At 71.8% G+C, this 12,520-nt stretch carries 13 protein-coding genes; 9 read left to right on the top strand and 4 right to left on the bottom strand.

Going from position 1 to position 12,520, the window contains the following annotated elements:
- Positions 1 to 184: 184 nt before the first annotated feature.
- Positions 185 to 1,411, top strand: a complete 1,227-nt coding sequence (locus tag ACFYWM_RS09970; RefSeq protein WP_389911487.1) for an NAD(P)/FAD-dependent oxidoreductase — start codon at positions 185 to 187, stop codon at positions 1,409 to 1,411.
- A gap of 36 nt (positions 1,412 to 1,447) precedes the next feature.
- Here the strand turns inward: ACFYWM_RS09970 and ACFYWM_RS09965 are convergent, their stop codons facing one another.
- Entirely contained in the window at positions 1,448 to 1,909 is a 462-nt protein-coding gene (locus ACFYWM_RS09965) for a PPOX class F420-dependent oxidoreductase (RefSeq protein WP_389911484.1), read from the bottom strand.
- A 213-nt stretch (positions 1,910 to 2,122) separates the two neighbouring features.
- Between ACFYWM_RS09965 and ACFYWM_RS09960 the strand changes: the two genes are divergently transcribed.
- The 5 genes from ACFYWM_RS09960 to ACFYWM_RS09940 all read left to right on the top strand — a co-directional run bounded on the left by ACFYWM_RS09960 (position 2,123) and on the right by ACFYWM_RS09940 (position 6,607).
- Positions 2,123 to 2,779, top strand: coding sequence for a fasciclin domain-containing protein (locus ACFYWM_RS09960; protein ID WP_389911481.1), 657 nt, complete (start codon positions 2,123 to 2,125; stop codon positions 2,777 to 2,779).
- A gap of 432 nt (positions 2,780 to 3,211) precedes the next feature.
- Positions 3,212 to 3,643 carry a MarR family winged helix-turn-helix transcriptional regulator gene (locus ACFYWM_RS09955; protein WP_389911478.1) on the top strand — a complete coding sequence of 144 codons (432 nt, stop codon included), beginning with the start codon at positions 3,212 to 3,214 and terminating at the stop codon, positions 3,641 to 3,643.
- Positions 3,630 to 4,145, top strand: coding sequence for a hypothetical protein (locus ACFYWM_RS09950; protein ID WP_389911475.1), 516 nt, complete (start codon positions 3,630 to 3,632; stop codon positions 4,143 to 4,145). Before ACFYWM_RS09955 ends, ACFYWM_RS09950 begins: the two co-directional genes overlap by 14 nt.
- A gap of 233 nt (positions 4,146 to 4,378) precedes the next feature.
- Complete coding sequence (locus tag ACFYWM_RS09945; RefSeq protein ID WP_389911472.1) at positions 4,379 to 4,810, top strand: GNAT family N-acetyltransferase; 432 nt, start codon at positions 4,379 to 4,381, stop codon at positions 4,808 to 4,810.
- 138 nt (positions 4,811 to 4,948) lie between these two features.
- The gene (locus ACFYWM_RS09940; protein ID WP_389911469.1) at positions 4,949 to 6,607 is read left to right on the top strand and encodes a RecQ family ATP-dependent DNA helicase; all 1,659 of its coding nucleotides are present in this window, start codon (positions 4,949 to 4,951) and stop codon (positions 6,605 to 6,607) included.
- 101 nt (positions 6,608 to 6,708) lie between these two features.
- On the opposite strand, the gene ACFYWM_RS09935 is transcribed toward ACFYWM_RS09940, so the two are convergent.
- The 3 genes from ACFYWM_RS09935 to ACFYWM_RS09925 all read right to left on the bottom strand — a co-directional run bounded on the left by ACFYWM_RS09935 (position 6,709) and on the right by ACFYWM_RS09925 (position 9,165).
- Positions 6,709 to 7,527, bottom strand: a complete 819-nt coding sequence (locus tag ACFYWM_RS09935; protein WP_389911465.1) for an SAM-dependent methyltransferase — start codon at positions 7,525 to 7,527, stop codon at positions 6,709 to 6,711.
- 105 nt (positions 7,528 to 7,632) lie between these two features.
- Positions 7,633 to 8,448 carry an SAM-dependent methyltransferase gene (locus tag ACFYWM_RS09930; protein WP_389911462.1) on the bottom strand — a complete coding sequence of 272 codons (816 nt, stop codon included), beginning with the start codon at positions 8,446 to 8,448 and terminating at the stop codon, positions 7,633 to 7,635.
- A 216-nt stretch (positions 8,449 to 8,664) separates the two neighbouring features.
- On the bottom strand, positions 8,665 to 9,165 hold the full coding sequence (locus ACFYWM_RS09925) for an ATP-binding protein (RefSeq protein ID WP_389911459.1): 501 nt from the start codon (positions 9,163 to 9,165) through the stop codon (positions 8,665 to 8,667).
- A 231-nt stretch (positions 9,166 to 9,396) separates the two neighbouring features.
- On the opposite strand from ACFYWM_RS09925, the gene ACFYWM_RS09920 reads away from it, so the two are divergent.
- The 3 genes from ACFYWM_RS09920 to ACFYWM_RS09910 all read left to right on the top strand — a co-directional run bounded on the left by ACFYWM_RS09920 (position 9,397) and on the right by ACFYWM_RS09910 (position 12,513).
- On the top strand, positions 9,397 to 9,633 hold the full coding sequence (locus tag ACFYWM_RS09920; RefSeq protein ID WP_389911457.1) for a DUF397 domain-containing protein: 237 nt from the start codon (positions 9,397 to 9,399) through the stop codon (positions 9,631 to 9,633).
- 127 nt (positions 9,634 to 9,760) lie between these two features.
- Positions 9,761 to 10,678: a helix-turn-helix domain-containing protein gene (locus ACFYWM_RS09915; RefSeq protein WP_389911455.1), complete on the top strand. Its 918-nt coding sequence runs from the start codon at positions 9,761 to 9,763 to the stop codon at positions 10,676 to 10,678.
- Positions 10,679 to 10,782: 104 nt separating this feature from the next.
- Positions 10,783 to 12,513, top strand: a complete 1,731-nt coding sequence (locus ACFYWM_RS09910; protein ID WP_389911452.1) for an SDR family oxidoreductase — start codon at positions 10,783 to 10,785, stop codon at positions 12,511 to 12,513.
- The last annotated feature ends 7 nt before the right edge of the window (positions 12,514 to 12,520 follow it).

The raw sequence follows: 12,520 nt of genomic DNA, 5'->3' as shown, positions 1-12,520 counted from the left end.
CGGGCCGTACGAAGCGGGCCGCACGAAGCAGGTCGTACGACGAGAAGGCGGGTGCAACCCCCGGCACCCGCCCGCTCGAAGACACGCATGGCGGATCCCCCGTGCGGGGGAGACCACTCCACGGACCCGCGGCGCCCATGAGCCCGCGGATCCCGTGCCGCCGTCGACTCGGGGGGGACACGTCATGCCGGACACGGTGGTCATCGTCGGTGCGGGGCTCGCCGGTCTCGCGTGCGCGCTCCGGCTGCGCTCGGCGGGGGTGGAGGTCCGCGTCGTCGAGGCGGCGGAGGAGGTGGGCGGCCGGGTACGCACCGACGTCGTGGACGGCTTCCGGCTGGACCACGGCTTCCAGGTGTTCAACACCGCCTACCCGGAGGCCGCGCGGGTCCTCGACGTCGCAGCCCTGGACCTGCGCCCGATCCCGTCCGGCCTGATCTCCTTCGAGCGGGGGCGGCGGGAGCGGTTCATGCTGCCCTGGCGCCATCCGGGCCAGGCGCTCAGCGGGTTCCTGGCCGACGTGGGCTCACCGGCCGACAAGGCGGCCCTGGCGGCGCTGACCGCGCGGGACGTCCTGCTGCCGGTGAGCCGGTTGCGCGCCGGGCGCGAGCGCACCACGCGTGAGGAACTGCGGCACCGGGGCGTCTCACCGAGGATGGTCGAGAAGCTGATCCGCCCGTTCCTGTCGGGCGTCTTCCTGGAGCGGGAGCTGGAGACCTCCAGCCGGTTCTTCCACCTCATCTGGCGTGCCTTCGCCCGGGGGACGGTCGGGGTGCCCGCCCTCGGGATGGGGGAGATCACCCGGCAGCTCGCCGCCCGCCTCCCCCCGGGCGCGCTCGCGCTCGGCACCCCGGTCGCCGCCGTGACCGAGGAGGGGGTGGAGACGGCCGGGGGCGCGACAATCCCGGCCCGCGCGGTGGTGGTGGCCACCGACCCCGCCACGGCCGCGCGGCTCTGCCCGGGGCTGGAGATCCCGGCGATGCGCTCGGTGACGACCTTCTACCACGCGGCCTCCCGCTCGCCCATGGACGACCCCACACAGATCGTCGACGCGGAGGGCCACATCACCGACACCCTCGTCATCAGCGACGCCGCGCCCGAGTACGCCCCGCCGGGCCGCGCGCTGGTCTCCACGTCGGTGCTCGGGGTCCTCTCCGGCGCGGACGAGCCCCGGGTCAGGGCGCGGCTGTCGCAGATCTACGGGACCGACACCTCTGGCTGGGAGCATCTGGCGACGTACGCCGTGAAGGAGGCGCTGCCCGCGATGGTGCCGCCGTTCCGGCTGCGGCGCGCGGTGCGCCTCGCGCCGGGCCGCTACGTGTGCGGGGACCATCGCGACACCGGTTCGCAGCAGGGCGCCCTGGTCTCGGGGCGCCGGGCGGCCGAGGCCGTCCTGGCCGACCTGGGCGCCTGACCCGGGGGAACGTCCCTCAGGCCGGCCGGGCCATCCTCAGGCCAGCCGGGCGGGGAAGCCGCCGGTGGCGATGGGGCCCCAGCGCTCGGGGGTGAGGCGCAGCAGCGACTTGCCCTGCCGTGTCATGGCCGCCCGGTACTCGTCCCAGTCGGGGTGCTCGCCGGAGATCGACCGGTAGTAGTCGACCAGCGGTTCGAGGGCCTCAGGCAGGTCGAGCACCTCGGCGGTGCCGTCCACCTGCACCCAGGGGCCGTCGAAGTCGTCCGACAGGACCACGACGCTGACCCGGGGGTCGCGGCGGGCGTTGGAGGTCTTGGCGCGCTCGGGGTAGGTGGAGACCACGATCCGGCCCTCGGCGTCGACCCCGCAGGTCACCGGGGACGCCTGCGGCCTGCCGTCGCGCCGCGTCGTGATGACCATCGCGCGGTGGCGGTCACGGAGGAATTCCAGAAGCCGGTCACGGGAGACGACCTCGTTGGTCGCGATCTTCGGGCTCATAATGCCCACTCTACGGGGGATGTGGCACGCCCGAATTAACGCCCTGACGAATGGAAAATAGCTCTCTTTCTCAGGAGATATGTGGTCAAGAGTCGTCTAATGGGGCATTTGGCACCAAATATCAGGGAATTGATCTCCAATGCAGGACATGAGTGGCTCGGGAACCCGCCGACGGACCCCGGATGGCTCATCCGCCCAAACAAGGAGATAACCGTGAAGCAGAAGTCTCTTCTGGCATCGGCCCTGACCGTGCTCGCCCTGACCGCCGTCCCCGCCGCGCAGGCGGCCGCGGGCTCCGCGCACATCCTCTCTCCCACACCGATCCCGACGGACACGGCTCTGCCGACCGACAGCGCCTCGCCCACGGACAGCATGTCGCCCGAGCCCTCGGGCGTGGCGACGGAGCCGTTCGGCCCCGGGTGCGCGTCCCTGCCCGCCAGCGGCGAGGGCAGCCTCAGCGAGATGGCCTCGCAGCCGGTCGCCACCGCGGCAGCCTCCAACCCCGCCCTGTCCACGCTGGCCCAGGCGATCGAGCAGGCCGGCCTGACGGAGACGCTCAACTCCGCCAAGGACATCACGGTGTTCGCGCCCACCAACGACGCGTTCGCCAAGATCCCGAAGGACGCCCTCGACAAGCTCCTGGCCGACAAGGCGCAGCTGACCAAGGTCCTGACCTACCACGTCGTCGAGGGCAAGAAGGCGCCGGAGGACCTGACGAGCGGCGACCTGACCACGATGCAGGGAGGACCGCTGACCGTCGCGGGCTCCGGCGAGGAGTTCACGGTCAACGGCGCCAAGGTCGTCTGCGGCAACATCCAGACCGCCAACGCCGTCGTCTACCTCATCGACACGGTGCTCACGCCGAAGTGACCGAGGCGGCCGGGGTGACGAGACGCTCGTGACGGCCACGATGGTGCCGGGGATCCTGAAGGCTCAGAAGGTCCTGGAGCTCCCGGTAGCCGTCGTGGCCCGATCGGCCGGGTCGTGCTCCGGCCGGAGGATTCGGCCGAAGGGTCTAAGTGAGGACCCGACCGAGGGGCCCGACCGAGGGATCCGACCGAGGGATCCGACCGAGGGACCCGACCGAGGGACCTGACCGAGGGACCCGACCGAGGGATCCGACCGAAGGGGCCGGCCGAAGGGGCCGGCCGAAGGGTCCAGGCGAGGGACCCGACCGGCGGATCCGGCCGAGCGGACGGTGACACCTCCGGCGCCGCGTCACGGGGTTCGCCGTACGGCGGCGCGCTCGCCCCGCCGGTCATCTGGTCGTGCGATGCAACTATCTGGTTGTATGGTCGAACCATGGCGGATGATCGCGAACTCCAGGAGGCCGTGGCCCGCTTCGTGCGGGCCTTCGGTCTTCACCAGCCCGACCGGACCCCGTGCGGGCAGCCCGTCCCGGTGTCGGAGGCTCACGCGCTGGGCGAGCTGGGCAGGGACGGCGCGCTGCGGCAGAGCGATCTGGCGCATCGGCTCCGGCTGGAGAAAAGCTCCACCAGCCGGCTGGTCACGCAGCTCATCAACCGGGGCTGGGCCGAGCGTACCCCGGCGCCCGGCGACGGGCGCGGCGTGCTGGTCCGGCTCACCCCGGACGGGGTGAAGGCCGCGGCCCGGCTGGCCGAGGCCAGGGCCGCGCGGTTCTCCGCCGTTCTGGAGCGTGTCCCCGAGGGCGAGCGTGCCGACGTGCTGCGCGCCCTGACCATACTCACGGAGGCCATGGATGAAACCCAGTAACCGGCGTGTCCAGGCGCTCGTCGCGGTGCTCGCGCTCGTCGTCGCCGCCACGGCGGCGTACGTGCTCGTCGGCCGCGACGGGCAGCGGGCGTCGGCCGCCCGGCAGGCCGAGATCGCGGCCAGGAGCCGGCAGGTGATGCCGTTCGACCTGGAGCGCACCACGCACCACTTCGCCGAGTCCGCCACCGGCGGCGTGCAGACGGTCACCTCCGACGACCCCGCCGACGCCGGGCAGGTCAGGCTGATCCGCGAGCACCTGACCGCCGAGGCCGCGAGCTTCGGCGAGGGCGACTACGGCGACCCCGCCTCCATCCACGGCGGTGAGATGCCGGGCCTGCGCGACCTCGAACGGGGCCACGGTCGTATCGACATCCGCTACGCCGAACTGCCCGCGGGTGCCCGGATCACCTACGCCACCTCTGACGCGTCCCTGGTCACGGCGTTGCACGCGTGGTTCGACGCGCAGGTCGCCGACCACGGCCGGCACGCCGAACACGGCTGACCCCACCCCCGAACGCTTTCCTCCCGCCGGATCCGTCTGTCTCATGTATACCTAGCCGGGGTATGGTTCCCTCCGTTCGTGTCGATACCTGACCTCGGTACCGTCCCGTCCGCACCGGCGGGCGACGGGCGCGACCGGGGCCACCCGCCCGGCGGGCGGGTGGCGACCGGTCCGGAAGCACGACGCACACCCCCCACCCCCTCCCCGAACCTCCCTCCGGAAGGACCACTGTGATGGACATCCGTCGCGCCACGCCCGATGACGCCCCCACCGTGCGCGGCCTCATCCACGGGCTGGCCGAGCACCAGAACCAGGCCGAGGGCGTCACGGTGAGCGTCGACGACCTGAAGCGGATGCTCGCCCGCCCGGAGATCACCTATCTGCTCGCCGAACGGGACGGCACGGCCGTCGGCTACGTCTCCTGGCTGTCGCGCGTCGGCTTCTGGTCCGGTGAGGACTACCTCGCCCTGGACGACCTTTACGTGACCGGCGCCGAACGAGGCAACGGCGTGGGAGAGCTGCTGATGCGGGCCGTCGCGGAGGCCGCCGAGGGCAGGGTGATCCGCTGGGAGGTGGCCGAGGCGAACGTGGCCGCGCAGCGCTTCTACGAGCGCGTCGGCGCCACCCTCGTCTCCAAGAAGATCGGCCGCTGGCAGCCGCGCTAGCCGGGCACCTCTCGCGTCCGCGCCCGCCGCTCGCCGATAACCGTTTCGCGTCGTTCGGCGATCAAGGGGATGTCGCGCGACTAGTGCCCTGATCCACGGGTAACTGGGCGGGCGTCACACGGTTGGAAGGCGGAGGGCATGAACATCAAGGACAGGTTCGGGCCGAGGGCGCGGAGGCTGCGGGCGGTGGCCCGCAAGGTCTTCGGCTGGCGCGACCTGCGGCCCGGGCAGCTCGACGCCATGCGCCACCTGCTGGGCGGGGGCGACGCGCTCGTGGTGATGCCCACCGGCAGCGGCAAGTCGGCCGTCTACCAGGTGCCGGCCCTGCTGCTCGACGGGCCCACGATCGTCGTCTCACCGCTCATCGCCCTCCAGCGCGACCAGGTCGCCGGGCTGAGCGAGGCCGACGCGGGCGGGGCGGTCGCGGTCAACTCCGCCCAGTCCGGCGGCGAGGCGTCCCTGGAGGCCGTACGCGCGGGCAAGGCCGAGTTCGTGTTCCTCTCACCCGAGCAGCTCGCCAAACCGGAGACGGTCGAGCGGCTGCGCGCCGCGCGTCCCTCGCTGGTCGCCGTGGACGAGGCGCACTGCGTGTCGGCGTGGGGTCACGACTTCCGGCCCGACTACCTGAGGCTGGGCCAGGTCATCGAGCGGCTGGGGCATCCGCCGGTGGTGGCGCTGACCGCCACGGCCGCCCCCGTGGTGCGCGAGGAGATCGTCGCCGCCCTCGGCCTGAGGAACGTCCGCCAGATCGTGCGGGGCTTCGACCGGCCCAACATCGACCTGGAGGTGCGCCGCTTCGTCACCCAGGAGGACCTGAGGCGGGCGCTGGTGGAGGACGCGGCGTCCCGCTCCGGGCTCGGGCTGGTCTACGTCGCCACCCGCCGCGCCGCCGAGGAGTACGCCACCGCGCTGCGCGAGGCCGGTCGCAGGGCCGAGCCGTACCACGCGGGGATGAAGGCGGCCGAGCGCCACAGGATCCACGAGATGTTCCGCGACGACGAGCTGGACGTCGTGGTCGCGACCTCGGCGTTCGGCATGGGCATCGACAAGCCGGACGTGCGGTTCGTGCTGCACGCCGCCCCGCCGGAGTCGCCCGACTCCTACTACCAGGAGATCGGCCGTGCCGGGCGGGACGGCGAGCCCGCCGCCGCGGTGCTGTTCTACCGTTCCGAGGACCTCGGGCTGCGCAGGTTCTTCGCCGGGGGGCGCGCCGACGAGGAGCTCCTGCTGCGGGTCGCCACGCTGGTGCACGAGCACGGCGGCACCGTACCGGCGGGGGAGCTGCGAACCCTGCTCGGCGTCGGCGCCACCCGGCTCACCCGGGCGGTCAACCTCCTGGAACGGGCGGACGCGATCGAGGTCACCGGGAAGGGCGACCTGCGCGGGGTGCCGAAGGGGCCCGACCCCGAGGCGGCCACGGCGCGCGCCGTCGAACTGGACGAGACCCGGCGCCGCATCGACGACTCCCGGATCGACATGATGCGCGCGTACGCCGAGACCACGGGCTGCCGCCGCCGCTTCCTGCTCGAGTACTTCGGCGAGCCGCGCGAGCGCGGCTGCGGGGCCTGCGACACCTGCCGCGCCGGTCTCCCCGACGAGCCGGAGGCCGTGACGGGGGCGGGAGCGGGAGAGGAGGGGCCCTTCGCGATGCACGCCAAGGTGCGCCACAGCGCCTGGGGGCCGGGGATGGTGATGAGCCGGGAGAGCGACCGGATCACCGTGCTGTTCGACGAGGTCGGCTACAAGACGCTCTCCCTGGAGGCCGTCGAGCGCGACGACCTCCTGGCCGTGGGCTAGGCGGGCCGGGAGCGGCCCGCGCGGGGGCCGAAAGCGGTCCGTGTGAGGGCCGGGAGCGGCCCGCGCGGCCGGGCGGATCGGGCCGCGCGGCCGGAGCCGGGTCAGTTCCCGGACTTGCGGGCCACCCCGCCCATCGTCCACGTCCTGTCGCGGCCCTGCGCGGCGAGCGGGTTGTCGGGGTGCCAGTGGCGTACGTAGACCAGGCCGGGATCGACCAGCTCCAGCCCGTCGAAGAAGCGCAGCACCTGCTCGCTCCGCCGCGAGGCGTCCTCGCCACGGCCGAGGACCCGCTGGAAGATCTTGACCACCGGGCCCTGGGCCTCGGGGCGGGTGTCGAAGACGACATGACCGATGGCGAAGTGGCTGCCGACCGGCACCGCGTCGCGAAGGATGGCCACGCACTTGTGCGGATCGTCCTCGTCGGGGATGAACTGCAGGGCCGACAGGATGAGCACGGCCACCGGCACGTCCAGGTCGACCAGGCGCAGCAGTTCCGGGTCGGTGAGCAGCTCGCCCGGATGCATGACGTCACCCTCGACGACGCCGGTGTACGGGTTGGTGGCCAGCATGGCGCGGGCGTGGGAGAGCACCACCGGGTCGTTGGAGACGTAGACCACGCGCGTGTCGGGAGCGATCTCCTGGGCCACCTGGTGGACGTTGCGCTGGTTGGGCAGCCCGGAGCCGATGACGACGAACTGGGTCATGCCCGCCTCGACGAGATAGCGCACGATCCGGCCCAGGAACGCCTGGGCCTCGTGGGTCATGGCCCTGACCTCGGGCGCGATGGCCAGCACTTCCTCGGCCGCCTTGCGGTCGGCGGCGAAGTTGTCCTTACCGCCCAGGAAGTAATTGTTCATCCTGGCGATGTTGGGCACGCTGGTGTCCAGGCCCGCCCCCGGCCGCCGGGACTCATCGCTCATGTGCCGACTCCTTTGTTGCCTGTGACACTAAAGAACCGCGGAAGGTGTGAACAGGTATCAAGGCGCAGTTGATTCATGAAAAACGTGGTTATTTCTCAAGAAAGCCTATTCCTTGCGGGCCACTCCGCCGACGACCCAGACGGAGTCCGGCCGGTGCGGCACCGCGCCCTCCGGGCGCCACTCCGGGACGTAGACGACGCCCGGCTCGACCGGTCTCAACCCGTCGAACAGGAGTTCGACCTCGGCCCTGGTCCGCAGGTTCGCCCGGCGGGGACCGGTGATCGACCCGCTGTCCTGGAAGAGGGCGGCGAGCCTGGCCGTCCTCTCCGGGCACAGGTCCGAGACCGCGTGGGAGAGGGCCAGATGGCTGCCCGGCGCGACGGCCTTCTGCAGGGCGGCCATGATCTGCATGACCTGCACGTCGTCGGAGAGGTCCGCCAGGACCGAGAACAGCAGGATCGCCACGGGCTCGTCGAGGTCGATCGTGCCGGTGAGGCCGGGATGCGCCAGGAGCCGCTCCGGGTCGCGGATGTCCGCCTCGATGACCGTGGCCGGGTTGTTCTCCTTCAGGAGGGCCTGGGCGTGGACGACGACCATCGGGTCGTTGTCGACGTAGACGACACGCGCGTCGGGGGCGATGCCACGCAGGACCTGGTGCACGCTGCCCTGGGTCGGCAGGCCGCAGCCGATGTCGACGAACTGCCGGATGCCGGTCTCCACGAGGAACCGCACGGCGCGGCCGAGGAACCTGCGCCCCTCCCGCGACATGGCGGGGAGCTCGGGGGCGATCGAGAGTGCCGCCTGCGCGGCGGCGCGGTCGGTGGCGAAGTTGTCCTTGCCGCCGAGGAAGTAGTCGGTTATCCGGCCCGCGTTCGGGATCGTGGGATCGAACCTGACGCGCTCAGGGTGCGGCGACGCCATGATGCCCTCCGTCTAGACGTGCGGTTCCAGCGGACAATATCGACCTTCCGCCCACACTGTGATGGATTTCCTGTCAGATCCTCCTTCTGCTCATGTCACTTTTCGGGTACTCGGCCGTCCGTGCCCTGCTCCGCGTGTCCCTCGCCGGTGGCGGGCCGGGTCGCCGGAACGGGTCCTCCCGGTGCCGTCGGTGGCCGGTGTTCGCGTGCCGTCTCGTCAGTGGCAGGCCTCCAGGTGGCGTTCCCCGGCGGAGGGCAGGGCGAAGGCCGCCCACACCGCCTTGCCGCGGCTCTCCAGTGGGGCCCAGCCCCACGTCTCGCTGACGCCGTCGACCATCAGGAGCCCCCGGCCGTTCTCCGCCTCGTAGTCGGGCTCGCGCAGGCAGGGGCCCTGGTCGCTGGGGTCGGTGACCGCGCACAGCACCGAGCGTTCGGTGTGGCAGAGGATCACCTTGACCTCGGGAAAGGAACGGGGATGCAGGACGCCGCGGGTGCCGTGGCGCAGGGCGTTGGTCACGAGTTCGGAGACCACGACGCCGGTGTCGTCGATCAGCGGTTCCAGTGCCCAGGCCCTCAGGGACCTGGTGGTGAACTCGCGGGCGGTCCGTGCCGCGCAAGGGTCGTGGCGGAGGCTGCGCACGGCCATCTGCAACTGGCCCGCGTGGCTCTCGCCGGCCCATGGGGGCAGGCCGCTCGGGGGGAGTAGGTGATCAAGCATCGACAACCACCGTTCCCACCCTCCGATCTCAGCTCGGATGGGTGTGGCTTCGTGTCTTTGGTAACCAGTCATCGGCGACCTTGGGGAGGGGGGCGATCGTATGGCGAGGTTGATCCGTCTAGTCATCTTGCCTTCCGTAATGTGCATAGGCAAGTACAGATGCACGTGCATCTGCACAAAAAGCTCTATGCTCGGAGTGTTGTCTCCCTCCCCGACCGTTGAGAGGCGAGGATGAACCAGCTGTACAGCGGCATGCCGGCCGCCCTGATGGGTGGCGTCGTATGGCGCAAGAGCCACTTCAGCAACCCCAGCGGCAACTGCGTGGAACTCGCGGAGCTCCCCGACGGCAGGGTCGCGATGCGAAACTCCCGCGATCCCGAGGGGCCCGCACTGATCTACACCCGCCGCGAGGCCGACGACTTCGTCCGCGGGGTGAAGGGCGGGGAGTTCGACGACCTGATCGTCTGAGGAATTAGGGCGTGATTGAAAAATAAAGTTCTCTCTGGCCTGGACACGGCGAGCGGAGTACCGTGAAGGCTCGCGATCGCCACAAAGAGTGCGCAAAGGCTCGCGTTCCGCGCCCGAAGGACTGTAGATGATCACACCCAACGCCGACGACCGGCCGGCCGGCCCGACCTCCATGGTCGCGCCGCGCGGCAGTTCCACCGTGCTGCGGATCGTCCTCGGCGCGCAGCTCCGCCGCCTGCGCGAGCAGCGGGGCATCACGCTGGAGGAGGCCGGGCACTCCATCCGCGCCTCGCACTCCAAGATCAGCCGCATGGAGCTCGGCAGGGTCAGCTTTCGCATCAGGGACGTGGCCGACCTGCTCACCCTGTACGGGGTGACCGGCGACGACGAGCGCGAGCCGCTGCTGTCCCTCGTCGAGAAGGCCAACCTCACCGGCTGGTGGCACAACTACAACGACGTGCTGCCCTCCTGGTTCGAGACGTACGTGGGCCTGGAGGAGTCGGCCACCGGCATCCGCAACTACGAGGTGCAGTTCGTGCCCGGCCTGCTGCAGAGCGAGGGCTACGCGCGGGCCGTCATCCAGCTGGGCTTCCCCTCGGCCTCCCGCGAGGAGCTGGACCGCAGGGTGAAGCTGCGCATGGCGCGCCAGCGGCTGCTGCGCCGCCCGGAGCCGCCCCACCTGTGGGCCGTGCTGGACGAGGCCGTGCTGCGCCGCCCGCTCGGCGGGGTCCAGGCGATGTGCGACCAGATCGACCACATCCTGCGGGCCATCGAGCTGCCCAACGTGACCGTCCAGATCGTCCCCTTCAGCGTCGGCGGCCACGCCGCGGCCGGAGGGCCCTTCAGCATCCTGCGGTTCTCCCAGCCCGACCTGCCCGACGTCGTCTACATGGAGCAGCTCACCAGCGCCGTCTACCTGGAGAAGCGCGACGACGTCGACAGCTACCTGGAGGTCATGGAGCGCCTGTGCATCGAGGCCGAGCCGGTCACGCGCACCCGCGAGATCCTCCTGGGGATGCGCGAGGACTTCCAGCGGAGGCTGTGAGTCGGCGGACGGCGATCCGGCGACGAGGGCCTGAAGCCGGGGGCCGTGGGTCCATGACGCCGCCCGGGGGCAACCGCTGAGCGGTGCCGTACGAAAATGTGTGAATGAGATGTCTCGTGACCGGCGCGGCCGGATACATCGGGGGGCGGCTCGTTCCCGAGCTGCTGGAGGCGGGACACGAGGTCCGCTGCATGGTGAGGTCGGCCGGTCGCCTGCGCGACCAGCCGTGGGCCTCCCGGGTCGAGGTCGCCCAGGCCGACGCGTCCGACGCCGAGCAGGCGGCCAGGGCCCTTGAGGGCATCGAGGTGGTCTACTACCTCATCCACACGATGGGCGGCGGGAGCGACTTCGCCGCCGCCGACCGCGAGGCGGCCACCACCTTCGCCGCCGCGTGCGACCGCGCGGGGGTCCGCCGCGTCGTCTACCTCGGCGGCCTCGTCCCGGAGGAGAGGCACTCGCACCCCGGCGGTCCCGTCCCGGGGAAGGGGCGTCCGGACTCCGGCGGTCCGGTCCCGGGCGGGGAGCGTTCGGGCTCCGGTGGTCCGGTCCCGGGTGGGTCCTCCGGTAGGCCCGTGCAAGGCGAGAAGCGTTCGGGCTCCGGTGGTCTCGGTCCGGGTGAGTCCTCCGGCAGGGCAGTGCCGGGTGGGAAGCTCTCGCCGCACATGAGCTCCCGTGTCGAGGTGGGGGAGATCTTCCTGCGCTCCTCGACGCCCGCGGTGGTGCTGCGGGCGGCGGTCATCATCGGGTCCGGCTCGGCCTCCTTCGAGATGCTGCGCTACCTCACCGAGCGGCTGCCCGTGATGACGACGCCGCGCTGGGTCGGCACCAGGACGCAGCCCATCGCGATCCGCGACGTGCTGCGCTATCTGGTGGCCTGGGCCTCCGTCGAGGAGGAGGTGAACCGCTCCTTCGACATCGGCGGCCCGGACGTGCTCACCTACGCCGACATGATGCGGGTCTACGCCGACGTCGCCGGGCTGCCCCGCCGGTTGATCATCCCGGTCCCGGTGCTCAGCCCCGGCCTGTCGAGCCACTGGGTGGGGCTGGTCACCCCGGTCCCGGCGAGCCTGGCCCGCCCGCTGGTGGAGTCGCTGCGCAACGAGGCCGTGTGCGACGAGCACGACATCGCCCGCTACGTCGAGGACCCGCCCGGCGGCCTGGTCGGGCTGAGACGGGCGGTCGAGCTCGCCCTCCAGCGCATCAAGGAGGCGAAGGTCATCTCCCGCTGGTCCTCGGCCTCCACCCCCGGCGCGCCGAGCGACCCGCTGCCCACCGACCCCGGCTGGGCGGGCGGCAGCCTGTACATCGACGCGCGGGCCCGCCGGGTCGACGCCGCGCCGGAGGCCCTGTGGGCGGTCGTCGAGGCCGTCGGCGGCGAGGCGGGCTGGTACTCCCTGCCGCTGGCCTGGAGCCTGCGCGGCCTCATGGACCGCCTGGTCGGCGGCGTGGGCCTGCGCAGGGGGCGCCGCGACCCCAAGCGGCTCTGGGTGGGCGACTCGGTCGACTTCTGGCGGGTCGAGGAGGTCGAGCCCGGCCGCCTGCTGCGGCTGCGCGCGGAGATGCGCCTGCCCGGCCTGGCCTGGCTGGAGATGCGGGTGCTCACGTACCGGGGCGAGACCGTCTACGGCCAGCGGGCGATCTTCCACCCGCGCGGCCTGGCCGGGCACCTCTACTGGTGGTCGATCGCGCCCTTCCACAGCCTGATCTTCGGGCCGATGCTGCGCAACGTGGCCAGGGCCGCCGAGCGCGCCGGCCCACCCGTGCCTCCGGACGGCCGGGCTCCCGTCCTCGCCCCGCCCGCCTCAGGCGACTCCGGGGACGCCCTCTCCGGCTGAACGGCCG

It is taken from the genome of Streptosporangium sp. NPDC002721 (genome assembly GCF_042888905.1).
GTDB lineage: Bacteria > Actinomycetota > Actinomycetes > Streptosporangiales > Streptosporangiaceae > Streptosporangium.
Note: the sequence above shows the minus strand (reverse complement) of the source record. Positions and strands in the feature narration are given on the sequence as shown.

Bases quoted from the DNA above. Each gene is read 5' to 3' on its own strand.
- ACFYWM_RS09970 (WP_389911487.1), top strand. From the start codon at position 185: ATGCCGGACACGGTGGTCATCGTCGGTGCGGGGCTCGCCGGTCTCGCG.
- ACFYWM_RS09965 (WP_389911484.1), bottom strand. From the start codon at position 1,909: ATGAGCCCGAAGATCGCGACCAACGAGGTCGTCTCCCGTGACCGGCTT.
- ACFYWM_RS09955 (WP_389911478.1), top strand. From the start codon at position 3,212: ATGGCGGATGATCGCGAACTCCAGGAGGCCGTGGCCCGCTTCGTGCGG.
- ACFYWM_RS09950 (WP_389911475.1), top strand. From the start codon at position 3,630: ATGAAACCCAGTAACCGGCGTGTCCAGGCGCTCGTCGCGGTGCTCGCG.
- ACFYWM_RS09945 (WP_389911472.1), top strand. From the start codon at position 4,379: ATGGACATCCGTCGCGCCACGCCCGATGACGCCCCCACCGTGCGCGGC.
- ACFYWM_RS09940 (WP_389911469.1), top strand. From the start codon at position 4,949: ATGAACATCAAGGACAGGTTCGGGCCGAGGGCGCGGAGGCTGCGGGCG.
- ACFYWM_RS09935 (WP_389911465.1), bottom strand. From the start codon at position 7,527: ATGAGCGATGAGTCCCGGCGGCCGGGGGCGGGCCTGGACACCAGCGTG.
- ACFYWM_RS09930 (WP_389911462.1), bottom strand. From the start codon at position 8,448: ATGGCGTCGCCGCACCCTGAGCGCGTCAGGTTCGATCCCACGATCCCG.
- ACFYWM_RS09925 (WP_389911459.1), bottom strand. From the start codon at position 9,165: ATGCTTGATCACCTACTCCCCCCGAGCGGCCTGCCCCCATGGGCCGGC.
- ACFYWM_RS09920 (WP_389911457.1), top strand. From the start codon at position 9,397: ATGAACCAGCTGTACAGCGGCATGCCGGCCGCCCTGATGGGTGGCGTC.
- ACFYWM_RS09915 (WP_389911455.1), top strand. From the start codon at position 9,761: ATGATCACACCCAACGCCGACGACCGGCCGGCCGGCCCGACCTCCATG.
- ACFYWM_RS09910 (WP_389911452.1), top strand. From the start codon at position 10,783: ATGAGATGTCTCGTGACCGGCGCGGCCGGATACATCGGGGGGCGGCTC.